Source organism: Ammoniphilus soli (assembly GCF_040813775.1).
Genome location: NZ_JBEGDL010000006.1, coordinates 208548 through 232833, shown reverse-complemented (window position 1 = coordinate 232833; position 24286 = coordinate 208548). Strand labels below are relative to the sequence as shown.

General features: G+C 43.5%; 25 protein-coding genes and 1 pseudogene. 6 read left to right on the top strand and 20 right to left on the bottom strand.

Going from position 1 to position 24286, the window contains the following annotated elements:
• Window position 1: 1 nt before the first annotated feature.
• Complete coding sequence (locus ABLT31_RS14895; protein WP_367752870.1) at window positions 2–1189, bottom strand: CaiB/BaiF CoA transferase family protein; 1188 nt, start codon at window positions 1187–1189, stop codon at window positions 2–4.
• Between the two features lie 149 nt (window positions 1190–1338).
• On the opposite strand from ABLT31_RS14895, the gene dcuS reads away from it, so the two are divergent.
• Both dcuS and ABLT31_RS14885 read left to right on the top strand, forming a co-directional pair.
• On the top strand, window positions 1339–2952 hold the full coding sequence (dcuS, locus tag ABLT31_RS14890) for a DcuS/MalK family sensor histidine kinase (RefSeq protein WP_367752868.1): 1614 nt from the start codon (window positions 1339–1341) through the stop codon (window positions 2950–2952).
• A gap of 12 nt (window positions 2953–2964) precedes the next feature.
• A complete protein-coding gene (locus ABLT31_RS14885; RefSeq protein ID WP_367752866.1) occupies window positions 2965–3651 on the top strand; it encodes a response regulator in 687 nt (228 codons plus the stop codon).
• 50 nt (window positions 3652–3701) lie between these two features.
• On the opposite strand, the gene ABLT31_RS14880 is transcribed toward ABLT31_RS14885, so the two are convergent.
• The 4 genes from ABLT31_RS14880 to ABLT31_RS14865 form a co-directional block, all read right to left on the bottom strand.
• Window positions 3702–4220: a gamma carbonic anhydrase family protein gene (locus ABLT31_RS14880; RefSeq protein WP_367752864.1), complete on the bottom strand. Its 519-nt coding sequence runs from the start codon at window positions 4218–4220 to the stop codon at window positions 3702–3704.
• A gap of 27 nt (window positions 4221–4247) precedes the next feature.
• Window positions 4248–5768: a tripartite tricarboxylate transporter permease gene (locus ABLT31_RS14875; RefSeq protein WP_367752862.1), complete on the bottom strand. Its 1521-nt coding sequence runs from the start codon at window positions 5766–5768 to the stop codon at window positions 4248–4250.
• 24 nt (window positions 5769–5792) lie between these two features.
• Entirely contained in the window at window positions 5793–6212 is a 420-nt protein-coding gene (locus tag ABLT31_RS14870; RefSeq protein ID WP_367752860.1) for a tripartite tricarboxylate transporter TctB family protein, read from the bottom strand.
• A gap of 73 nt (window positions 6213–6285) precedes the next feature.
• Window positions 6286–7341, bottom strand: a complete 1056-nt coding sequence (locus ABLT31_RS14865; protein ID WP_367752858.1) for a Bug family tripartite tricarboxylate transporter substrate binding protein — start codon at window positions 7339–7341, stop codon at window positions 6286–6288.
• Between the two features lie 198 nt (window positions 7342–7539).
• Between ABLT31_RS14865 and ABLT31_RS14860 the strand changes: the two genes are divergently transcribed.
• Window positions 7540–8007, top strand: a complete 468-nt coding sequence (locus ABLT31_RS14860) for a glycerate kinase (RefSeq protein WP_367752856.1) — start codon at window positions 7540–7542, stop codon at window positions 8005–8007.
• A gap of 42 nt (window positions 8008–8049) precedes the next feature.
• Here ABLT31_RS14860 and ABLT31_RS14855 read toward each other — a convergent pair whose 3' ends face one another.
• From ABLT31_RS14855 to ABLT31_RS14830, 6 genes are all read right to left on the bottom strand, one after another.
• A complete protein-coding gene (locus ABLT31_RS14855; RefSeq protein WP_367752854.1) occupies window positions 8050–8229 on the bottom strand; it encodes a hypothetical protein in 180 nt (59 codons plus the stop codon).
• A gap of 76 nt (window positions 8230–8305) precedes the next feature.
• Window positions 8306–8728, bottom strand: a complete 423-nt coding sequence (locus ABLT31_RS14850; protein WP_367752852.1) for a VOC family protein — start codon at window positions 8726–8728, stop codon at window positions 8306–8308.
• A 93-nt stretch (window positions 8729–8821) separates the two neighbouring features.
• A complete protein-coding gene (locus tag ABLT31_RS14845; RefSeq protein ID WP_367752850.1) occupies window positions 8822–9373 on the bottom strand; it encodes a hypothetical protein in 552 nt (183 codons plus the stop codon).
• Window positions 9374–9497: 124 nt separating this feature from the next.
• Window positions 9498–10862 carry a DJ-1/PfpI family protein gene (locus ABLT31_RS14840; protein ID WP_367752848.1) on the bottom strand — a complete coding sequence of 455 codons (1365 nt, stop codon included), beginning with the start codon at window positions 10860–10862 and terminating at the stop codon, window positions 9498–9500.
• Between the two features lie 66 nt (window positions 10863–10928).
• A complete protein-coding gene (locus ABLT31_RS14835; RefSeq protein ID WP_367752845.1) occupies window positions 10929–11288 on the bottom strand; it encodes a hypothetical protein in 360 nt (119 codons plus the stop codon).
• A gap of 358 nt (window positions 11289–11646) precedes the next feature.
• Complete coding sequence (locus tag ABLT31_RS14830; protein WP_367752843.1) at window positions 11647–12021, bottom strand: hypothetical protein; 375 nt, start codon at window positions 12019–12021, stop codon at window positions 11647–11649.
• Between the two features lie 272 nt (window positions 12022–12293).
• On the opposite strand from ABLT31_RS14830, the gene ABLT31_RS14825 reads away from it, so the two are divergent.
• Together ABLT31_RS14825 and ABLT31_RS14820 are read left to right on the top strand one after the other, a co-directional pair.
• Window positions 12294–14072 carry an ABC transporter ATP-binding protein gene (locus ABLT31_RS14825; protein WP_367752841.1) on the top strand — a complete coding sequence of 593 codons (1779 nt, stop codon included), beginning with the start codon at window positions 12294–12296 and terminating at the stop codon, window positions 14070–14072.
• An 18-nt stretch (window positions 14073–14090) separates the two neighbouring features.
• Window positions 14091–16163 carry an ABC transporter ATP-binding protein gene (locus tag ABLT31_RS14820; protein WP_367752839.1) on the top strand — a complete coding sequence of 691 codons (2073 nt, stop codon included), beginning with the start codon at window positions 14091–14093 and terminating at the stop codon, window positions 16161–16163.
• 303 nt (window positions 16164–16466) lie between these two features.
• Here the strand turns inward: ABLT31_RS14820 and ABLT31_RS14815 are convergent, their stop codons facing one another.
• The 8 genes and pseudogenes from ABLT31_RS14815 to csaA form a co-directional block, all read right to left on the bottom strand.
• On the bottom strand, window positions 16467–17468 hold the full coding sequence (locus tag ABLT31_RS14815) for an LLM class flavin-dependent oxidoreductase (RefSeq protein WP_367752837.1): 1002 nt from the start codon (window positions 17466–17468) through the stop codon (window positions 16467–16469).
• Window positions 17469–17548: 80 nt separating this feature from the next.
• Window positions 17549–17863, bottom strand: a complete 315-nt coding sequence (locus ABLT31_RS14810; protein WP_367752835.1) for an ArsR/SmtB family transcription factor — start codon at window positions 17861–17863, stop codon at window positions 17549–17551.
• Window positions 17864–17912: 49 nt separating this feature from the next.
• Window positions 17913–18290: a hypothetical protein gene (locus ABLT31_RS14805; protein WP_367752833.1), complete on the bottom strand. Its 378-nt coding sequence runs from the start codon at window positions 18288–18290 to the stop codon at window positions 17913–17915.
• A 54-nt stretch (window positions 18291–18344) separates the two neighbouring features.
• Window positions 18345–18974 (bottom strand): class I SAM-dependent methyltransferase, encoded by a 630-nt coding sequence (locus ABLT31_RS14800; protein WP_367752831.1) that lies wholly within the window; start codon window positions 18972–18974, stop codon window positions 18345–18347.
• A 269-nt stretch (window positions 18975–19243) separates the two neighbouring features.
• Window positions 19244–19933, bottom strand: a complete 690-nt coding sequence (locus ABLT31_RS14795) for a class I SAM-dependent methyltransferase (protein WP_367752829.1) — start codon at window positions 19931–19933, stop codon at window positions 19244–19246.
• A 487-nt stretch (window positions 19934–20420) separates the two neighbouring features.
• Window positions 20421–21347, bottom strand: coding sequence for a ketopantoate reductase family protein (locus ABLT31_RS14790; protein ID WP_367752827.1), 927 nt, complete (start codon window positions 21345–21347; stop codon window positions 20421–20423).
• Window positions 21348–21467: 120 nt separating this feature from the next.
• Window positions 21468–21701: pseudogene (locus ABLT31_RS14785) on the bottom strand (Ger(x)C family spore germination C-terminal domain-containing protein); the annotation flags it as partial.
• Window positions 21702–21975: 274 nt separating this feature from the next.
• Window positions 21976–22305 (bottom strand): chaperone CsaA, encoded by a 330-nt coding sequence (csaA, locus tag ABLT31_RS14780; RefSeq protein ID WP_367752825.1) that lies wholly within the window; start codon window positions 22303–22305, stop codon window positions 21976–21978.
• A gap of 396 nt (window positions 22306–22701) precedes the next feature.
• Between csaA and ABLT31_RS14775 the strand changes: the two genes are divergently transcribed.
• On the top strand, window positions 22702–22905 hold the full coding sequence (locus ABLT31_RS14775) for a helix-turn-helix domain-containing protein (RefSeq protein WP_367752823.1): 204 nt from the start codon (window positions 22702–22704) through the stop codon (window positions 22903–22905).
• A 328-nt stretch (window positions 22906–23233) separates the two neighbouring features.
• Here the strand turns inward: ABLT31_RS14775 and ABLT31_RS14770 are convergent, their stop codons facing one another.
• Entirely contained in the window at window positions 23234–24184 is a 951-nt protein-coding gene (locus ABLT31_RS14770; RefSeq protein ID WP_367752821.1) for a carbonic anhydrase family protein, read from the bottom strand.
• Between the last annotated feature and the right edge of the window lie 102 nt (window positions 24185–24286).

The window sequence follows — 24286 nt, the reverse complement described above, 5'->3', positions numbered from 1 at the left end:
TTTAGATAATCTTTGCCTCGCGCAATTGCCGGATCTCTTCTTCGCTTAAGCCCAGCTCCAGGCTGAGAATCTCGTCCGTATTCTGACCGAGCAGCGGAGCTGGCTTGCGGATTTGTCCCGGCGTCCTGGACATCTTAGCCGGGATACCCAGCGTCTTCATCCTGCCGGCTATTGGATGCTCAAATTCCTGAACCATGCCGCGGGCTAAAATATGAGGATCAGCCAAGGCTTGGTCGTACGTATTAATAGGTCCGCCCGCAACTCCCGCCTTCTCCAGAAGATCCACCCAATACTGGGTCGTTTCCTTTATCAGCACCTCTTCGATGCAGGCTTCCAGCTCGTCTACATGACGGATCCGGTCTTTGGGTTCGCGAAAACGCGGATCCTCTATCCATTCCGGCTTCTCGACGACATTCATGCAAAATTTTTCCCAGTTTCTCTGATTGGCTCCGCCTACGAGCACATATCCATCCCTGCTCCGATAAGCTTGATATGGAGCAGAGACGCGGTGCCTTGAACCCGTTTTCTGCGGAACGGTTCCCTCTCCGAAATAAGCGGCCGATTCCCAAACGCTCCAAGCCAATCCGGACTCAACCAAGGAGACGTCAACGAATTGCCCTTCGCCTGTCTTTTGCTTGTGAATATATGCAGCCAAGACCGAATAAAGAGCGGTCACTCCAGCGGAAATGTCGTTCATGGCAATCCCCGCCTTTACCGGGCGCCCGCCCGGCTCCCCGGTCATGCTCATCAGCCCGCTCATCCCCTGGGCCATGATATCAAAGCCGCCTTTATGGCTATAGGGGCCGGTTTGCCCATATCCCGAGATCGAACAATAAATGATACCGGGATTGACAGCAGATACCGCCTCGTAATCGATACCCAATGATTTCACTACACCCGGACGGTAATTTTCTATAATGACATCGGCCTTTTGGGCCAGCTCCATAAAAATTCGCTTTCCAGCTTCCTCTTTCAGGTTCAGGGTCACGCTTTTCTTATTTCGATTGATCATCATGAAACACGCGCTTTCGCCGTTCACGAATGGTCCCATTCGCCGCGTATCATCCCCTCCGGGAATTCTCTCGATTTTAATGACTTCTGCTCCTAAGTCCCCCAGTACCATCGTGCAGTATGGACCTGCCATAACCTGGGTCATATCTAATACTTTCATGCCTTCCAATGGCAGCATGTGAACCCCCCCCATTCGACAAAATGTTTGATTGAAATGTTAAAGTATTGTATATTTTGATTATATTTTAAAAAGTCATCTGACTCTATCCATCAATAATTACACTAGTATACATAAGTTACAAAACCCCTTTAAGAAAGGAATGGACCATGAAACTAGAGGCATTGACCCGCCCATCCCTGCAGCTCCGAATCACCGGCCTCGTCATGATGGTCGTTCTCCTTGCGCTGCTGATTGCCGGTTTTTCCTTCAGCAAAATTATCGAGCAAGCCGTTGAAAGGGAAATTGGACATAGCGCAATGGAAACCGCCCGTTTTCTGGCGCAAATGACCCTCGTGAAAGAAGCATTGAAGACCGATGACCCGTCAGAAATCCTTTATCCGCTTATGGAAGAGTACAAGAAGAAAACCAACGCAAAATTTATTGTCGTTCTCAACAATCGAGGCATTCGATACAACCACCACCTCGTAGATGAGATCGGCAAACCGTTTACCGGAGGGGATGAAGGACCCGCCCTGCAAGGAAATGAGTACGTTTCCAAAGCAACCGGAATGTCAGGTACTTCCATTCGCGCTTTTACCCCCATCATCGACCCCAAAACCAATCAGCAGCTTGGCGTGATGGTCGTCGGAATGTTTGAGCGAAATATCTTTGAGATCGTTGAATCTTATACGTCATCGATTATTCTTTGGCTCATGGTTGCTTTTGCCGTCGGTATTATTGCGTCCGCACTCCTGGCCAGAAACATCAAAAAAATCCTGCATGGATTGGAACCTGACCAAATTGCCCGCTTATTCAAGGAAAGGGAAGCGATGCTCGAATGTCTTGGCGAGGGGGTCATTGCCATTGATCGCCATTCCCGCATTACGCTTGTGAATGAATCAGCCAGGACCATGCTTTCCATCAATGGGAACCCTGTCGGGAGGAAAATCGATGAGGTGCTGGAAGGCTCTACATTAACCCGGGTAATTGATAGCAACGAACCTGAGAGTGATTTGGAAATTTATTTAAATAATGTTGCGATCCTTTCCAATCGCTCACCCATTAAGGTGAATGGGAAAACCGTCGGAGCCATTGCCGTCTTCCGGGATCTGACAGAAGTCCGGAAATTGGCAGAAGAGCTGACGGGAGTCAAGAGCTATGCAGATGGATTGCGGGCCAAAACGCACGAGTTCATGAACAAGCTGCAAACGCTATCAGGCCTTATAGAGCTGGAAGAATATGATGAAGCCAAGCGATACATTTACCAAACCACATCCAAGCAGCAGAAAATGCTGCAGTTTCTCAATCGGCAGATTCGCGATGCCAAAACCGCTGGTCTGCTGATTGGCAAGATTCAGCAAGCCGAAGAATTGAAGATAAGAATAACGATGGATCCCGGAAGCTATTTGGGAGAATTGCCACCTGCCATTTCCAGCGATACGCTGGTCCTGATCCTGGGCAACCTGCTGCAAAACGCGATGGATGCCTTAAAGCAGGAATGCGAAGGCGGAGAAATCATCATTAGCCTGGTCGATAACAAGGAAGAGATCTTAATCGTCATAGAGGATAATGGCCCGGGTATCCCTAAAGATAAACTCCCCTTGATTTTTCAGAAAGGCTATTCTTCCAAAGGGAATGATCGGGGTTATGGACTCTACTTAGTAAAGAATCAGGTAGAGCAGGTTGCCAAGGGCGAGATTCATGTATCCACGGATGTTGGTGAAGGGACAAGCTTTTTTGTCCGTCTTCCTAAAAACTGCAAATCCAAATCAACCGGGTAGGAGGTATAATCCATGAAGATTAACGTGCTGATTGTGGAAGATGACCCAATGGTTTCTAGCATCAATAAAAGGTTTTTGGGGAAAAGTCATGAGTTTTCGCTGATTGGAACCGCAAAAAATGGAAAAGAAGCCCTGGCCAAAATGGAAGATGCACCCATCGACCTTTTGCTGCTGGATATGTATATGCCTGTTTTGAACGGCATGGAATTGCTCAAGGAAATCCGCCATTCCGGATACCAATGCGATGTCATCATGATCACCGCAGCAGATGCTCCTGATGTGGTGGAGGAAGCCCTGCGGCTCGGGGTTGTCGATTTTATTCTTAAACCGTATGATTACAAGCGCTTTCAAGATGCGCTGATCGCTTACAAAAGAAGATATGATATGTTTCGGGCTCACTCCTCTGCCGTCAATCAGGAGGTGATTGATTCGCTGCATAGGCAGCCTGCAGCTAAACCTAACAGGGAAGACGAGCATACCCCTAAAGGAATCGACCCCATTACCTTGAATTTGGTTCGCGAAACGCTGCAACAGTCGGCTCAGCCTCTATCCGCACAAGACATCTCGGATCGAACTGACTTATCCAGAATTACGACCCGGAAATATTTGGAGTATTTGGCCGAGTTGAATGAAATCATCCTGGATCTGAAATACTCCAATCAAGGAAGACCTACGAAGCTCTATATTTATGCAAGATAAAATTCAAAAGGAAAAACGAGACCGTACGCGCAACAGTCTCGTTTTTCTCTCTATTCTATGATTCTCTCTTCCCTATATTTGCTTCCTTTTTCAACATAATGCCGGTTGGTTCCCCTCAGCATCTCCATATCCTTATCTGTCAATTCCCTGACCGCTTTGGCCGGCGAACCCATCACGAGGGTGTGTGGGGGAATCTTTTTCCCCTCAGGAACGAGAGCTCCCGCTGCTACTAAAGCATATTCCCCGATTTCTGCCCCATTCAAGATGACAGCTCCCATCCCGATCAAGGCTCCTTTCCGAACTGTACACCCATGAAGGATAACATGATGGCCAACGGATACATCATCCTCGATCACCATCGGATACCCCGCATCCACATGACACATCGTGAAATCCTGAATATTGACTCTCTCCCCTATTCTCATGCTGTCATTGTCTGAGCGCAGGACACTATTGAACCAAATCGACGAATCCTTTCCGATGGAAACATCCCCAATCAGTTTTGCCCCTGGCGCCACATAAACACTTGAATCTAGTATCGGCTTTTTTTCCTCAAATGAATATAGCATAACAAGATTCCTCCCACTTTCTAATGACTAGCTCGCGACTTCGCTTTCCTGATCCGCTGCTTTTTTCTTTCTTAACACTCGTCCGATGAGCGGAGATATGCAGATTAGGACAACGATGGACAGAATAGTAGCGGATATCGGGCTCTTGAAAAAGATGGATGGATCCCCATTGGATAAGTCCAGCGACTGACGGACAGACATCTCTAGCCTTGGAGCCAAAACAAACGCCAGAAGCAATGGGGCTACAGGATACTGATGGATGTTTAGGAAGAAGGCAACTAATCCTGCAAAGAGCATGAACCAAACATCGAACATATTGTTATTTACGCTATAGGCGCCTATGATGCAGAGAACCGCCACGACCGGAATCATAATCGCAGTAGGTATTTTCAGCATTTTAACGAGAATGGGAATAACCAATAAGGACGCCAGCAAGCTGATCAAATTCCCTACATACATGGAGGATATCAAGCCCCAGACAAAATCCGGACTTTCCGTAAATAATAATGGGCCTGGCTTTAATCCCCACATGATCAATCCGCCCAACAAGATCGCCGATGTTCCGGAACCCGGAATTCCAAGGGCAAGAAGCGGACCAAAGGAGCCTACGGCGGCCGCGTTATTGCCGGACTCTGCGGCAGCTACACCCGCCAAAGAGCCCTTCCCCATCGCCGTTCGATCTTTTCCCACTCGCTTTTCCAAAACATAGCATAAAAATGCTCCCGTGGTGGCTCCGGCCCCTGGCAAGATCCCGATGAAGTTGCCCAGCAGACCTGATCGAACGGATGGGCCCACAATCCCCTTCATCTCACTTTTATCCAGAAGGCTGTCCTTGAAGGATAATTTGGCCTTCAGGTCCTTGACATCCAGTTTTTGCGACATCATCTCCATCACCTGTGCAAAGCCGAACATCCCAATGACTAAAGGAATAAAAGAGATTCCGCTTAGGAGATTGATAGAGCCAAAGGTAAATCGCGTTTGACCCATGGCGGCATCGACCCCAACGGTGGCCAACAGCACCCCTAAAAAGGTGGTAACCATTCCTTTGGTCGGGCTATCCCCCAACAGCCACCCGATCGAACACAACGCCAGCAGGATGATTGCAAAAATTTCCGCCGGACCAAAGGCCAATCCGATATTGGCCAGCCAGGGCCCAATAAAAGTAAGGGCAATGATACCTATCGTTCCTCCAATAAACGAAGAAAGGTTTGAGGCATACAGCGCTTTGCCCGCTTTTCCCTTTTTGGTTAGAGCGTTTCCGTCGATGGCCGTCATCACAGCCGGCGAGTCTCCCGGAATATTGATTAGAATCGCGCTGAATGATCCGCCATACATGCAGCCGTAGTACAGGGCAGCTAGCATGATAATCCCTGTTATAGGGTCCATCTTGAAAGTCAACGGAAGCAGAAGCGCTACCCCCGTTACAGAACCTAGTCCAGGAAGGGCACCGACAACGATCCCCAGCAGGGCTCCGATTAAAGCGGCAAACAGGTTATCCAATGATAGAGCGGTACCGAAGCCGTTCATGAGTAATCCGAAAATCTCCAAACCGATCATCCCCTTCCGTAATCATTAAGTGCCTAACATACCCGTTGGAAGCGGCACATTCAGCCACACTTTAAAGATGAGATAAATGGCCACCGTCGTGCCTACCCCAATGGCTGAAGCTCGTCCGAGGCTATATTGCTCAAGGTATTTCAGCCAGGCAATGATGAACAGGCAGCAGGCAATCATCATTCCGAGATACTTGATGAAAAGCAGAACTATGAACACCGCGAACACGGGAGCAAAGTTCTTCCGCTGATAGGCCACCCTTACTTCCTTTTTCAACAGCGCAAGCAAGGAAGTAATGATTAGCAGCAACCCCATAACGGCGGGCAAAAAGCCTCCTCCTGGTCCCTTGTTGATCCAAAGCCCATACTCAAACGAACCCTTATAAGCCGCGTACCCTCCGATCAAAATCATGACAAGGGGAGTAATTTTGGTCATCATGGCATCTCTCCTTTGCAAAAATGGAACCGATAGGATAAACGAGCCCTCGCGCGAGGGCTCGTCCTCCAAGATCCTACTTGATTGTCCCTAATGCTTTATGGATATCAATATACTGATTCAAACTTTCTGTAAAATACTCCTTGCTTTCTGCCGCATCTTTAAAGGCTGGCTGCAAGCTGTACTTTTGAATGTAATTTTCCTGCCATTCCTTTGTTTCGCTTACTTTCTTGAAAACATCTGACCAGTATTTCACCGCTTCCGCCGGCATATCTGGCGGTCCTACAATGCCACGGTACATTTCGAGCACGACATCCGGATAGCCTAGTTCTTTGATCGTCGGCAGCTCGGCATAAGCTCCCGGCAAGCGCTCCGCCGATGAAGTGGCAAGAGCTCTAATTTTTCCGGCTTCGATTTGTGAGCCGATTTCATTCGGGTTCGACAGCACTACGTCGATATGTCCTCCTAGCAAAGCGGAAGTCGTCTCTCCTCCGCTATTGAATGTCACATATTTGAATTTCGCCCCAGTATGCTGGTTGATTAAGTAGAAGAGGAGATGATCCTCGTTTCCGACGCCTGAACCCCCTACAGCAATTTGATCCGGATTATCTTTCGAGGCTTGAACGAGTTCCTCCAGCGTCTTGTATTTACTCTCTGCATTCACCGAAACCAGGAACGAATCGACCGCCATAGTGGCAATAGGCGTTAAATTATCCAACGTCACATCATTGTTATTCACAACTGCAGAAGCCGCTTGACCGGATACCCAGGTTTGGATGGTATAGGGGTCTCCTTTCTTGCTAAAGGTATAGGCATTCCCTACCGCTCCCGATCCGCCCGGCTTGTTCACCACATTGATCTGCTTGTCGGTGAATTTGTTTTCTGTAATGACTTGGGCAAGCACCCGTGCATTCGTATCGCTTCCTCCACCGGCACTATAAGGAACTACAAATTCAAAATCCCGTTGCGGAACAAAGCCTGCCGCCGCTTCTTTGCTATCCGGTTTAGCGCTGCTATCTGTTTTTGGGCTGCTATCCGAACCTTGCTTGGCTGTATCGGTGCTTGATGAACAACCGGAAAGGAAAGAAACGGCAAGAACAGCTGATAATAGAACACCATAAACTTTTTTCACTGGAAAAACCCCCTATTTTAGTTTGAATTCCTTTGGTAAGCGTTTTCTTAATTTGAGTATATAACAATTCTAAAAATTTGCGCTTTTATGGAACTAAGATGTATTTATGTAACTTTTGATAAATCATTTAGAAAGATATGAATCTTTGAAAGCGGGAACCAAATCCTATCAAAATGCCAGAATGCACGATACCACCATTTGACATTATGGGCCGATCTCGTCGAAAAGCATACGGGCATCAGATTGCATGAAAAGCCCGGTGCTGGTGCTGCTGGAGGAATCGGTGGCGCCTTTCAGGCCTTTTTCCCATCGGTTACGAAGCGCGGCATCGATATCGTGATTGAATATACAGGGCTTAGCGAGAAGCTTTCCAGAGCTCATCTTGCTTTCAGCGGGGAAGGACAAATCGATTTTCAAACGGCCTCAGGAAAAACCCCCATGGGTGTAGCGCAGGTAGCCCAAAAGCTCGGGGTTCCTGTTTTTATTCTTGCGGGCTCCATCGGAAAAGGCATTGACAGCTTGTACCAATACGGCATTTGCAGCATACACAGTATCGTCAACGCTCCCATGTCTCTGCAGGAAGCCATGGAACGCGGACCTGAGCTCCTGTCCCTTGCAGCTGAACAGGTTCTTCGTACCTACCTAACTTCCTCCCCGAATCGTTAAAGTCTCAAGAAAAAAACGGCCCCATCCCTGGGGCCGCTATATTTATTTATTAATTAATTCTGTACCATATGAGTTATCAATTGCACACAGCCATTTGCCTTGTGAATTTTTCATGGTGAATATACCTGCAATGAAACCTAGTCGATGTCCTTCTTCTGTTGCGATCGGCAGCATCAGGAGAAATGTACCGATTAAAATTAATGTTCCAAATCCAAAAATCATCAGGTGAGCAGGGCGAAGTTCAATAATATTATCCTATATTTTTATTCGTCTAATGAGTCGCAACCACAGGCAGAAGTTATTCAGTAAATTCCCACTGCGGATTCCAGACTACTTCCCATAAATGACCATCAGGGTCTTGGAAATAGCCTGAATAACCACCCCAAAAAGTATCATGCGCCGTGACCGTTATAGTAGCACCAGCGTTCTTTGCCTGTTCCATGACCTTATCAACTTCATCTTTGCTACCCACATTGTGTCCAATTGTAAATTCTATAGGGCTTGGTCCAGTGTGCCTAAGCTTTGTATCATGTGCGATATCCTTCCGATTCCAGATTGCGAGCTTTAAGCCAGCTTGTAAGTCAAAAAAGGCAACTGCTCCATGTTCAAATTCTTTCCCAACGATTCCTTCTGTCGGCAACCCCAATCCATCTCGATAAAATTGCAAGGATTTTTCCAAATTATCTACACCAAGTGTAATCACCGAAATTCTTGGTTTCATACTACCCTCCCTAATATTTTACTTGTGATCCATTTCGACATCTAACAAATAATACCTTTTTTTATGGACATGTCCCAATCTATTAGGAAACGATTATGTATTTCGCCAGATAGAAGCATATTTTTTTCGATATTTGATTTCTTCTTCCGTTTCAATCAAATCTAATGCTGTTTGCTTAATATGTTCATCCTTAACTTTATCGAATAATTTTTTTAAGCCTTCCATTACATCGTATCGAATCAAAGTATAATTTTCCTCATGGGCACTTTTTTGAAAACGATCAACCAAATGATTCATTACCAGCTTTTTTTGTTCTGGTCCAGCTAAGCCTACTTTCCAAATAGATTGCAAGGCATGTCTAGCTGTAACAAATTTTGGATCTTTTGTAACTTCCCATAATGCTGAAAAATCATTGAGCATCCGACTTTCTGGGTCACTGATTGCTAGATGGGAGAGGAACTGAGCAGCTCTAGATCTTCGGTGATTATCCCGATCCTTTAGCCATTCCAGTAATAGATCCCAAACTTCATAAGCCCAATCCACTTCTTTTTCTGTTTCTGCTAATATATTTTTAAAAGCTTCATATTGGATATCCTTGTCCGCGGATTCTAAATCGTCAAAATATTTACCGATTAATGGTTCCACAACATCAACTCCTTGAAAGAACTAATCCTTATTTTTACACACTCATTGTTAAACTAAACCACTCTTTAATTCGATGTAAACAGAAGAACGGCTGCCAAAGCAGCCAGGTGGAAGTCCTGTACCTCTAAACGGAACCCGTTAACGTATCTTCTGATTTCTTCACGATAAATCTTCTGTCAATATAGAACGCGAGCAGTAACGCGATGAGCCCGGTCAGAAGAATATTGCCGTACGTTTCAAAAGGAAACGGTTGGCCATCAAGCTGGATATCATTCGCACGAAATTCGAGTCGTCTCACCGCATGTTCAGCCGTAAGAAGGTCTTCTTGCTTGGCTAAATCCTCGAATTGAACTTCAAAGATAAACCGGTTGGGCGATTCGCTGTGAACGAACTGAACTTCCTTGGTATTCCCTTTTTCGTTCCAGGCCTTAATCTCCTCCACAGCCAACGATTGGGCTTCTCTTCCCGGAATAATCATTTTATCTAATGCTGGGACATTCGAGAACACATATCTTGGAATCAAATTCAGGCCATGTTTCGTCACAATTGCTTGCTCGGAGCTGGAAATGGCAAGCACGTTGGTCGTTCCCGTGTCCGAATAGATATCAAAGACGGAAGCCAAAGCCATTTCCTCCACACCGTTATACAGCAGGACTCCCGCCTTGGTCTTGTTCCATTGATAGGCGTTATTCAAAAGATAGGTGCGCATATCGTAATCAAAAGGGTCCATTTTCGGATTTTGAACGTAGTGGTAGGAAGGATACTTCATCTCTTTGGCCATGTTTTCAGCCACGGAGTCGCCTAATCTTTGCGAAATCACATAGAGAACGGCATCGATACCAGATGAAACACCTGCCGAGGATACCACGTTTCCGTCATGAACCCAACGCTGATCTCTCAGCCAATTCGTCTCCGGATATTGCTTAGGGAAAAACGGCATGTTTTGCCAGTGCGATGCGGCTGACTTTCCTTTTACCAAACCTGTTTCTGCCAGATTTCCCGAACCCCCGCAAATGCTTAATAAAGTAGTTTCGGAATGTTGTTGGATCCAATTTCGAACGGGCTCAAACTTCTTTTCATCCTGCATGGTCATATAGGGGATGGCAATAATATCAGGGCTTTTTCCCAATAACTGATCCATCTCCTCAAAGGAGTAGTGCGGCACCACATCAAGGCCTCCCGTTAATGACCTCACCTGATTATCGGAGGCCACGGCATAAACATTAAATGCCCCTGTCTTAGAAAACAATTCGTAGGGAATGGCAAAATCGGAACCCTCTGTCGTTTCGTTCCCCAATAGGACGGCAACGGTTGGTTTACTCGGATCATATTTAGGCCTCACTACTCCTTGTAAAGAAGGGATGGGCATTTCGCGGATCGAACCGTAAAAATCTTTCCGGGAATGAATCAAACCGAACAACCCTACCCCGCCTACAAACACCGTAAAAACACAGACATAAACAACAATACGCAAGAATAACCTCTTCATATTTTCGTCCTCCTTTTATTTCTACTGTACCCCTGTAATGTATTTAGAAGTTATAAAAAAACCAACTTACCAACCGTTATTCACCCATGCCATCATGACATAACCGATGCCCACTAGCGATGAAATAACTGTCATCACAATCATTCCTTTATGCTTAAACCCATCTTTCACTACTTGGTAAACGGACCATAGTACAGATACGAGCGTTAGCACGATCATGACTCGCTGAACAGGCAGCATCGCATCCGCGCTCATGCTCATTAATTCATTGGCAGTACCTCCCAGCATGATAAAAAGAAGTCCATGCAGCCAGTGTTGAGTAGCTAAAAAAGTAATAATCATCGGCAGAAACGCTGATACTTTTTTTCCTGTTTTTATCTTCGCCCCCTTTTGTTCTGATTTCATCTTTGTGCAGCAGAGTTTCATTTTTCATTCCTCCTGTAAAATTTTTGCTTTAACTTCCTCTAAAGGTACTATAAACCAGCGATGTGAACTCAATATGAACGAACTAAACTAATTTTGTATTGAAAAAACCCTTCCTTGATCGTGTCTTTCCACGAAGGAAGGGTTGCACTTTATATTGGCCTATCCTTTATACTAAGCGTAACGATTCCCTTGGCTGAGATGTCGAATCAATAGATAATAGCCGATGGAGACCTTTTCATACGCTGTCAATTCGGCATAGGTGAAATGTTATTTTTTTCTTTTGATTTCAAAATTAGCATAGTCAATCACTACGATCTTTTTCTTTTTCTGTAAACGCAAATTTGCTCGCTTTGGTTTGCTATGGTGATGGGTGATCAGACGGTATTACACCTTTCTTTTTAAATTTGGAGATTAATTTAAAAAGTAGTTTTTTATATTTTTTTGATTTGGGGAATTTCCTTTTATATTTCACCATGACTAGCCAACCCTTGCCGTGATCTATAATTCTTGCAAGATATTTTTTTAGGGAGGATGGACATGATTTATATATTTTAACTTCACTTTTATTGAATCTTATTCCTTTCTTGTCTTTAGCTACCTTTAGCACTTTACCTTTTCCCATATCATATACTACTCGTCGTCTTCCAGCCCCCAGCAATTTTTTCTGCTTTATAATTTTTCTGACTCTTTTATGCAAGATTTTTAAAACTTTTTTGCTGATCTTCTTTTTCATTTAAATTCAGATCACCACCTTATAGTTTTTATATTATTTTTTATATGTTGCTGTATAGTAAGTGGTTTGTTAGATACATCATTTTTCCTCTAATAGGAGTTAATAGGACAATAAAAAGCCAAGGATACAAAATAGCTTGGATCCCTGCATATCTATCCGCCCAGCAGGAAAACAGAAAATGATTATATAGACTTGCCAAGAGGAATAGAATTTTCACAAACATTAAAATCATCCATGGATAAACATCCTTTTGGGTTAGGAGGAGGAAAAGATTGGGCTCAAGATCATTATTTGCCGAGTATGTGAGCTTAAACAAAAGAAAATATCTCTTCGGAGCGGTATTGCTCTCTATCTCTTGTCTATTGCAGCTTCTCATCCCGCGAATACTTGAAAAGTTTGCGAACGGGGTGCATGCCTTAACGATCAGTTCTCTTGGGATCCTCCAGTTTGCCCTGTTGATTAGTGCTGTCGGATTTGGGGTTGCTTTTTTTCGCTCGACGAGCCGGATTTATATTTTCCGCTTATCCCGGCAGCTGGAAAGAAGCATAAGGGATCGTCTGTTTCAACAATGGGAAAGGATGCCTCAAGAATATTACAAACGCCAGCGCATCGGAGATCTGATGTCTCATGCCATCAATGATGTGAATGTAACGAGGGATGTGGCCATGCAGGGGGTTTTCATGACGGTGGAGGCGGCCATCTTGATCAGCGTGACCGTCATCGCCATGTCGACGACCGTCCATGCCACCCTCACCCTCCTAGTCATGCTTCCTTTGCCTGCTCTCTCCTACATTGCCTATAAATTCAGGTTCGACATTCAGGAACGATCCCTCAAGGTTCAAGAAGCCATCGGTCTCCTAGCCAGCCGGGTTCAGGAGTTTTGTGCAGGAATCAGGGTGGTCAAAGCCTATGTACAGGAACAGGATCAGATGAAAAAGTTTATGGAGGATAATCAAAACAATGTCGCGGCCAATCGGAATTTGATTCGCTCCAACTCCTTGTTTACTTCCATCAGTCAAGGCATTGTCGGGTTAAGCTACCTGATTTCGGTTCTCTTCGGCGGGATCTTAACCATGATAGGCGCCATTACCATTGGGGAATTTGTCGCCTTCAATACATATCTATCGTTCCTGGTATCCCCTGTTGAAAATTTGGGGAAGGTCATTAATACCTTACAAAGAGGAAGAGCAGCCGATCTGCGATTACGAGAAATTCTAGCCATGAAGCCCCAAGTGGAAGATGAAAAAGATGTGCTGCCCATCACTTCGATAAAGGGCGGCATTCAAGTGTCCCATTTAACCTTCACGTATCCAGGCGATGATGCGCCAACACTCCTTGACATTAATCTCAGTATTCCCCCTCAAAGCAGCCTTGCGATCGTTGGCCGAATCGGCAGCGGAAAAACCACGCTCGTGAACCTTTTGATGAGAATGTACAATCCGCCGCGAGGCACGATTTTCATTGATGGCATGGAAATTTCCCAGATTCCTCTCCGGGTCTTGCGGGAAGGGATTGGGTTTGTTCCGCAAGAAAACTTTTTGTTTTCCACGACGATCGCTGAGAATATCGCCTTTGATCCTAAGCTCTACGAGCAAAGTCACATTGAAGAGGCGGCCAAACTGGCTCAGGTTTACGAAAATATCCTCCACTTTCCGCTGAAATTCGAGACTCCCTTAGGCGAACGGGGATCCTCTTTGTCTGGCGGACAGCGTCAGAGGGTGAGTATTGCTCGAGCGATCATCAAGGATCCGGCTATTCTGATCTTCGATGATAGCTTGTCCGCTGTCGATGCCCGAACTGAAGCCCGGATTCTGGAGGGGCTTAAGCAGGTCAAAAAAGGGAGAACCACCATTATGGTCAGCCATCGCATTTCCACCATCATGGATTGTGACCAGATTATCGTCATGGATCAAGGGAGAATCACTGAACAGGGAAATCACTATTCCCTTCTCCGGAAGGCAGGCTTGTATGCCCAAATGTACCGAATTCAGCAGGTAGGGTTTGACATCGATCCTCGTTCTTCTGATCTTGATATGCACCGAAGAAGCTAAATGAAGGAGGAACATCCAATGAGAGATCGGCAGTTATGGCAACAGCTGTTTCAGTTCGCCAAACCCTATCGAAACGTCATTATGTTGGCTATCTTCATGGCCGGTTTGATTGTCCTTGCTGCACTGGCCCGCCCCTATATCATCAAAGTAGCCATTGATGACCGAATCAACGGCATTCATCAACCGATGATTGCGGGAACCAAAGAAAATCTGGAAGAACATGGACTAAACGGCAGCATCGACTGGCATCAACGGGCCTTTGCTCGAGTCAATTCAACCGCCGCGCAAGAACAACTCAAGCAGGTTGAAGAGCTCTCCCCTGCGCAAATCGTTTATGTGCAAGAACAGTATTATCTGATTTTCGGATGGATCGAAAGTGGAAGTGACCTGATTCTATTAGAGAAAGGTCAGCAATGGCTCATTTCCTCAAATAACCACGTTTATTCTGCTTTAAAGCTAAGCGAAGCCGATCTTGACCTTTTTAGAGAACAGGATTTTTCGGGCTTGCTGTATTTAGGCTTCTTCTTCCTCCTTACGGTCGTCGGCGCTTCTTTGCTGGAATACTTCCAAACCAACCTGCTTCAATATTCAGGTCAGCGCATTATTTTTGATATCCGGGAAAAAGTGTTTCATCACCTTACCCAGATGCACATCGGATTTTTTGACCGCAATCCGGTGGGACGCATTGTAACGAGGGTTTCCCATGATGTGGAGGCCCTTAACCAGCTTTATTCCCAAGTCATCGCCAACCTCGTGAAAGAAGTTTGTATTCTCATCGGCATAGTCGTGATTATGCTTAACATGAGTATGAAGCTGACGATGGTCTGTTTTGCCGTCATTCCCATACTCATAGCCAGTACCCTCTACTATAAAAAAGTGACCCGGGAAGCTCAGCGATATATTCGCACGGTGCTTTCCCGCTTAAATTCCTATCTGGCGGAGAACCTTTCCGGAATGCAAATCATTCAGATGTTCACGCGAGAATTCAAGCAATGGGAAAAATTTAGGGATCTCAACGAAGAGCACTACAAGGCCGGCATGCGTACCACCGTGATCAATTCCATCTTCAATCCCCTCATCGGGCTGCTCGGCAACATCGCCCTTGCCCTGATCATCTGGTATGGAGGAAGATCCATGTTAGGCGGGGACATTACCTTTGGGATCGTCTATGCCTTCACCCACTATTCCCAAGAGTTCTTTCAGCCCCTTATGAACCTGGCCGATCGATATAACCAAATCCAGACGGCGCTGGCCTCATCCGAGCGCATCTTTGAAGTGCTGGATGAGAAACCAAACGTTGTCAATAAAGACCAGGTCACTCCCTTGCCGAGCAGGATTCAGGGAGCCATTGTCTTTGATCGCGTGTGGTTCGCTTATGAGGAGGAGAATTGGGTCCTGCAAGATCTGAGTTTCCGCATTGAGCCGGGAGAAACGGTTGCCTTTGTCGGCGCTACGGGCGCTGGCAAAAGCTCGATTATTAATCTCATCAATCGCTTTTATGACATTCAAAAGGGATCGATCCAGATCGATGGCTTCGATATCCGGGACATCTCCATGGAGGAATTAAGGGGCCATATCGGTGTGATCCAGCAGGATACGTTCATGTTTAGAGGCGACGTCGACTTTAATATCCGCTTAGATCATCCGGGTCTAACCGCTCAGGATATTAAACAAGCAGCCCAAGCCCTGCAAGCCGACGACTTTATTGAAAGGCTGCCTAACCAATATCAGACCCCTCTTGGGGAGCAAGGCTTAACCTTATCCTCCGGGCAACAGCAGCTGTTATCCTTTTTAAGAGCCTTCATTACCAAGCCGGATATCCTGATTCTTGATGAAGCCACAGCCCATATTGACACGGAAACCGAACAAAAAGTGCAGAAGGCGATCCGCCAAATTGCCAAAGGGCGAACGACGCTGATTGTAGCCCACCGTTTATCCACCATCCAGCATGCAGACAAAATCATCGTTCTTCACCAGGGCCGTATCCGCGAAATGGGAAACCACCATCAGCTGCTCAAGAAAAAAGGACTCTATGCTCGCCTGTACTATAAGCAAAACCGTGGACCTGACTCAACCTCCCGAATCCTTTAATTTTAAAAAGGGTGCTCCTGCTAAGCTTTCGGGACACCTTCCTCAAAGACCTTAAAATATGTTATTCTTTTGCTAATATTGACACTAAAGATAGGAGTCCAATCCAAGAAATGAGTATCATTCATGTTCAAAATGTAAATTATCGAAGAGAAGATCGGGAAATTTTGACGGATATATCCTGGCGGGTGGACGAGGGCAATTAAAATGGCGGAGTTTATATAAAAACACAAGCCACTATTTCCTAATCTTAAGGAAATAACGGCTTTATGTTTAACTTTGGCTATCTTTTTATATTCTATTTTTTTAATTACCATCAACCACTTCTTTGAACAGTTCATAAGAACGTATTTGCTTATCCTGATCGTAAATATAAGTTACCACCATGAGTTCATCCACGTTATACTTTTCTTGAAATTTCACCAACTGCTCTCGAATCGACGTTTTACTTCCTAAAAACGTCATGCTGCACATGGATGAAGCGATTGCTTTCTCCTGCGGAGTCCAATGGTAGTCCATGTTTTCCACTGGAGGACGCAAAAACTCTTGTGTGCCTCGTACAACATTGCAGAAAAATTGCTGCATCGTTGTCAATTCCAATTTTGCCTCTTCATCCGTTTCAGCTGCAATGACATTAAGACATACGATCATATTAGGAGAATCCAAGTATTCCGATGGCTTGAATTGGTTCCGATAAATGGAAATGGCTTCCTCCATATATCTTGGGGCAAAGTGGGAAGCGAATACGTATGGCAATCCCAATTTAGCTGCCAAAACAGCTGAATCCGTCGATGAACCAAGGATATAGATTGGAATATCCGTGCCAACAGCAGGATAGGCTTTCACATAATCTTGAACCTCTTCGGGACCAAAATACCGCAACAAGGCTTTTACATCTTCCGGAAACGCATAAACAGAATCATGTTGGGATCGTCTTAGCGCACTTGCTGTCCTCATGTCTGTTCCTGGCGCCCGGCCAAGACCCAAGTCCAATCGATCGGGATAGAGGGTTGCCATCGTTCCAAACTGCTCGGCTACTGCCAGAGCGGAATGGTTAGGGAGCATAATTCCGCCAGATCCAACCCGTATATGCTGCGTATGTTCCAAGGTATGTTTAATCAAGATAGAAGTAGCCGAACTCACTAGAGTCGGTGTATTATGATGCTCAGCAATCCAATAACGCGTATAGCCCAATTTCTCGGTTGCTTGCGCCAAATCCACCATGGCTTCAATGGCTTCCTTTGACCCTTGCCCTTCGCGAATAGGGGCCAGATTCAATACAGATACAGGTATTTTTATATTTGCCATTCATTAATCTCCTTGAATTTAAATATCTAGAAATATCGATATATATCTTAAAATAACATTACCGTTAAAAGAGCAGCTTTTTAAATTTCTTTTTCAAGAAATGCTGCAACCTTTCTTATAGTCTCTTCATTTCTTCGATAATATGTCCATTGACCATAACGCACGGCTTCTAACAGCCCTGCCTTCTGCATCATCGACAGATAATGGGAAATAGTTGACTGAGATAAATTTGCTTTTTCTTGGATAACGCCAACACACACACCACCTTCTATACTGACCTCCTTCGGAAGGTGTGCTTGCTGCTTTGGGAAATTTTTCTCAGGTTCTTTCAACCATTTCAATATATTAAGGCGCGTTTCGTTAGAAAGTGCTTTGAAAACATCGATGAGTTCCATGCGAAAGATTATATATCGATTTATATCGATATGTCAAATTCACTAATGCTTAATGTAATAATAATGCCATCTCATCACAGGAAATAATTACATAAAAAACGGCTGAATCCCATAACTTCCATCCATTATAGGTTAAATAACCGAAATATATTGTCGTCCATTCGAAGAAAGTGGAAAAGGAAGCCCGTAATAACCAATAGGAAACGAAGCGAGTAAAGTTAGATGGCATAAAGTTTAGAAAAGTAATGGCAAATAGCGGTGCCATAATTAGTTTTATGGCTACCGCTTCAGGACTAACTTTATTTTCTCCTGCAAAATAATACAAATCTAGAAGAGGAACCGCTAAAATGGTATCCATCAAAATTTCTATAAATGACGTAGTAATCCATATCATATAGATGTCCCGTCGGTCCATATACTTGGGCATGAACCAAACAATCAATAAAAGTATAACTAAAAATAGTATCATTCTTCATGTACCTTAATGCTCTGCCGCTACGCAGTAATATTCAATCGACTTGTCCCTAAAATGGTGGATGCTGATGCTCGAATAACCTGTTTCTTTTAGTAAGTTTTCGACTTCTTCTGCTTCCGGCGTATACAGAGAGAAATCATATTCACCGGATGTTCTTTGCGACATGATGGCTTTGGAACGAAATGTAATGACTAATCTTCCCCCCGGCTTGAGCACTCGTTTTATTTCTCGTAAGGCCAGAATGGGGTCAGACCAAAAGTAAATCGTGTTTACTGTGAATATTTTATCAAACAAGACATCGCCAAAAGGAATTTTTTCAATATCTCCCTGTTCGATATGAACTCTCCCTTGCTCTATGAAAGCCTTGTTGAGTTTAGTTGCAGTCTGTACCATCGCATCGGAAAAGTCCAGTCCATGCACATGAGTTCCCTTCACTTTTTGTATAATTTCTGCGATATATTTTCCGTTTCCAAAGCCGATTTCCAGCACATAATCTCCCTCATCAATACCGAGCAATTGGATCGTTGTTTCGTTCATTGGCGCATTGATTTTGAACATCAAAATACCCATTAATTTACCGATGATACCCTTGGGTCTACGGGATTGACTAGCTAGATACGTTTTAATAAATCCCATGCACCGCCCCTCCAATGCTTACTTAATCCAGATTTGATGTTGTGCAGCCATTTATTTATGCCCTCCATTTTTACCTTTCTCTTCTATATAATTTATAATTATGATTTCCTATCTTCAGTTAGTCTCAAAACAAAAAAGATTGTCGAAACAAATTAACAACCGCGATTCACAACAAAAAGGAACAGCTTAGACAGCAGTTCCTCAATTATTGACTCGGTCGCAAGGAGTTAAAAAGTGACTATCGTCATCCGATATCACCTTACTTAAAGCTATTGCAATTTCCTTCCAAACAAAACTACGAAATTAAAATACTTATAAATACAATCAACATCTGAGAATCCAACGGACTGGAGCCAATTTAGCTGATCGCCCAAAGTTGACATCTTATCCAATTTAGTCCTTTCGTAAGCAGATAATATTTCGTCTTTGGATAACCCGCTGCTTTCAACTTTCTTTTGCCAATCCAATTTATATAGGGATTCAATAAATGGAGTAGAACCGAGAACTTGATCTGCATTAAGAAATATACCATGGGGTGTCAATATGGAAAAAACCTTTGCATACAAGTCCTTCTTTTCTGTATCTGTTAAATGATGGATAGAAAGAGAAGATATAACAATATCAAATGTATCTTTAAATTCGTGTTTAATGTAATCATCCACAATGTATTTTACATTTGATTTGTTATGAAATCGCGACTTAGCCACTTCTAACATTTTTTCCGAAATGTCGATGAGAGTCACATTTGCTCTAGGATGCTTTTCCAGCATCTTGGCGGAGAATAATCCTGTTCCAGCTCCGATGTCCAATATATTGGGTGAATCGCTGTTCGTTTCTGCAATAGATACTGGAATTTGGTAAAAGTCATCAAAACATGGTATTAGCTTTCTTCTCTGTTTATCATAATCGCCAGCAATCTGATCAAACTCTATCCTTACTTTACTCGGTTTATGTTCCATCGTTCTTCTCCTCCGATCCTTTATTGTTCTACTAACAGGATAATGGAGTTATTTTCATAAAACCAATATTTAAAAGTAATACCGATTATTGTTTTAACCTATAGACATAATCTACCGCTATTACTTTTATCAATAATAAACGATACATATTTCTGCTTGATAGGAATTAAATGGAAATCCTTCCAACTAAACCTTTCAATCGTTCCTTTTCCTTGCAAATAGTTGGAAAATCTCCCACTATGGGCCGTGGAACAACCAAAATGAGGGAACTCGCTATATTAATTGGCATTTTTCCCACTATTTCATCTTTATCTTGGTTGCTTTGGGTTTTAAGTGTCATTTTTCCACCTATTCAACATGGGAGAAAAAATCGACCGTCCCCCTCCAGTCGGTTAGAAAGGAACTTCCTGCGATTAACATAAAGCAAGGGACGGATGTTGATCCCCTCCCCTGTTATCGACCCACTTTGTGAAGCCCCGTTATGCACTTACCGATCCCATTTAGCCATTTCTTCAATAATACGAATCATTCTATATAACTGCTCATTAATCGGTGTGGGTACGTCATATTTTTTCCCTAACTCGCATACCTTTCCGGCAAAATATTCGACTTCTGTTTTCCTTCCCGCTTCAACGTCTTGGAGCATAGAGGTTTTGCCCTTGGGTGAAAGATTATTAATAATCGGCCAAAACTTCTTTATATCTTCTTCCTTCAAATCAATGCCTACTTTTTGGGATAGCACAACCACTTCACGCATAGCGGACTCTACCCATTCATAGGCCATGGGCACTGACTGAAAGACTCCATATGGTGCTTTCAATACAGCAGATGTCTGGTTAATTCCAACGTTGATCATAAACTTCCACCACATCGTGCGTGAAATATTTTCAGAAATCTTGTAATCAATCCCAGCTCTTTCAAATAAATCTTGAACAGCTAAAACATCATCCGATAGTGAATTATTCCTTTCCCCATATTCAATTCTTCCGAGCGTACTAAAATGAATTTCATGATTATCTCGAACGGCATCAATCTCAACACTCATACTGTAAAGAATATGTTCATTTTCATAGGCAGCATAGATTTCTTCTTCACTTGATATTCCGTTTAATAGTGATAAGATGATCGTATCTGGTCCAACATGATGTTTTATATCTTCGATGGCTTGAGGCAGTTCCGCATTTTTCACGGCAAAAATGACAAGATCAGCGGGCTCCGTTTTGGTTTCTGGCGTTATGTAAGGAAAATGATAGACACGATCGTTAACCTTTATTCCATTGCTTTCATGTTTTTTGATTCGCTCTTCATTAGCAACAACTTGAAAAGAGTCTTTCAATAAATCATGCAGTTTGCTCCCATAAGCCGCTCCAATGGCACCCAGACCAACTAATGATACTTTTTCGATTTTTTTCACCGTGTTCTCCCCCACTTCTTCACTTATCCTTATGACACTGATTTTCCGATCAATCTCACTATACCAAAAACCAAGATGTTTTTTGAATATTTCAAGCATCTTGTCTATAACACGTAATTTTCAATTTTCTGTTCGAGGTCTCGATACGTGTTTAAGCTTACCTAAATCTTCCGTGCACTGTGTGGCATCCAATCGGGATTCGATGTCGATATTGACGCCGATGTGGGGCTTATTATCCCGGTATGTAGCCGTAACATCGGCATGAGACCGAAAAACGCGAATCGTTATCATCTTGTTTTTTTCACATGGAATGGCAAGGCTGGTTAGCCTTAATTTATTCTGTGTCCACTGATAATTTCGCTTATCTTTACGAAGCGGTCACGGGCTGGCGTCCTTCTGAAGAGATTTCCGCTTGATTTTCAGGAGCTTCACTGTTCATGAAGTGAGGGCGCGACTTCATCTGTCAAAGGGCAGCCGCACGGGACATCCTTCTGATCTTCCACAATAAATGGAGCCATGGGAGCCAAATAAGGAACCCAAACGAACGCAGACTGACGAGGAACAAAAAAGGAGTAGACATCATGCCTACTCCTGAACAATCGTATCCAATGAAAAGGCTCTATTGTTTCTAGCCTATCGGTGTACCGTTTCTAACAGGTTCATCTGGCTTTAGTAGCACCACATCACCTTCTTCCGGAATACCGCCAATGACCAACACCTCAGATTTAAAGCCTGCGATACGCCTTACAGGGAAATTTACTACTGCGACCACTTGCCGTCCAATCAGTTGTTCAGTTTCATATCTTCGCGTAATTTGAGCCGAGGAGAATTTAATCCCAACCTCTCCAAAATCAATCTCTAATTTTATGGCTGGATTTCGTGCCTCCGGAAATGGTTCTGCATTAATTACAGTACCCACGCGGATATCTAACTTCAAAAAGTCCTCAATAGTTACCATCAGTTTCCCCCCTTTTTTATCAGTTTTTTGATATTACCCTAAAATTGTTTTTCAGGCAATCCATTCCAATAAATTATCCCTTCTGATACATTGTCTTATATTTTATAGACGTATAATGGAGCATAAAATGTTTTATAAGATTAAAGAATTTAATTTCAGAGTACGAAAAAAAGCCCGTTCTTCCTTGACAGGATGAGCGGGCATTGTCAGTTCAGAAACTACAACCATTCCCATGAAGGATGGCAATCATTGTATTCCATTTTCTTAATATAACCTTAAAGGTTAGTTAACAAAGAATCCACCTGTGGGACACTGCTTCCATATATAATGGGTTGCAAGTAGAACGAATGCAGATAAGCTAGATACAAATGTTTACTTTTCTGGGGGGCAGACAACATGAATTACAACAGAGAAACTGGAAAAGAAATAATTAAAACATTGGGAACCAGTCCCTACGTTCTATGGTGTTACTTAAAGGATAGAAATTTTGTTACCCCTTCCATTAAAGAAATGGAGCAACACTTTGGCAGAAACCAAAGGACCATTAGAACTTGGATAAAAAAATTAGAAGAGCATGGGTATCTTAGTGATTCTGCTTAAATCGCGGTTGATTAGACGAACCACTTTCCCCTGTACATAAAAACGAGAATAGAGATGTTCTCGTTCTTTTTTACTTTATAAACTACTCCATAATCCCCATATGCAGCAAAACCAAATAATGTATTTGTGCTGTTATTGGCAAATTATGCTCCTTTTGATATAAACAAATCGACGTAGCCTATATCATCCGTGATATTGGACGAACCGTAACTGCTCCATTTAGATAAAAAGTTGTTTATAGACATGAAAAGGTTCAGTGTTTCATTAACACTGAACCTTTATTATATCTAAAACCGCTGATAGCCTGTCATCAGCGCTATTGAAATATTTATTTTGTCAAAACTTCCCTGTTGTTAAGCGGTTGAACTGGTCGATGGTTATCTGGGAATATGGCACCAAAGGCCTCAACTTGCTCTTTCGACATTTCTATAGGCTTTTCAAATAAGATCCATTTGACCCCTTCTGAACAAGGAGGAGTAGTTAATGACCCGCTATAACGGAATGTTTTCATTTCTTTAGGCAGCAAATTTACTAAATCAACTGGATTTTCTAACTCTACATCTTCTTTTGTTTGTTGCTTCGGTAGTTTAGACCAAATTTCGGCCAATTCCTTGTTCCCGTCGCCAACTTTTATTAAGAAACCGAGGACCGCAAGGTTTCCTTCACTATTTTTATGTACGAGATGCCCTTCCATGTCGAAGGTTTGTCCATTTATGGTGTTCTCGCTAGGCTTGTGAAAGTGCATTTGTACCAGTTTATATTCTTCACCTTCCACTACAATAGAATTGCTGCCTGACTTATCGTTGGCTTGAATGGTATGCCCGTTATTCATAACTGTAAAAGTAGTAGGGCTGTAATTAATTTCTATATCTTCTAAAGATTTATCCAACTTAACATTGGACAGCTCAATGTCGATGGGGGATTGCTCTCTTCCATCTGCACACGTTGAAAAACTGGGGTCTAATCCAGCCCATTTATTAGGTCCAGTTTCTCCTTCGTAGGACCAATGGGGTTTCGTGTGGGTTTCGCTGGTTTTGCTTGTGACGATAACCGCCTTTTGATTCGAATCCCACTCCACTTTGGCTCCAAGTTCCTCAGCAAGGAAGCGTGCAGGAACCATAGTCCGTCCGTTCATCATTTGTGGAGGCACATCTGAGTGAATTTCTTTTCCATTCACAATAAGTTTTACTTCGGAAGGCGCAGCAAAAGCAATCCCTGTAAACAGAATGGCTCCTACGGCAACCCCGCTTATAAAGTCTTTGGCTCTGATCTTTTTCAAACTCTCCAACCCCCAAGAAAATATTTTAATAATTAAATAACATCAATATTATACCAATGGGGGAAAAAATGTGTAATTTTGTTCATAAAAAAAATATTTACT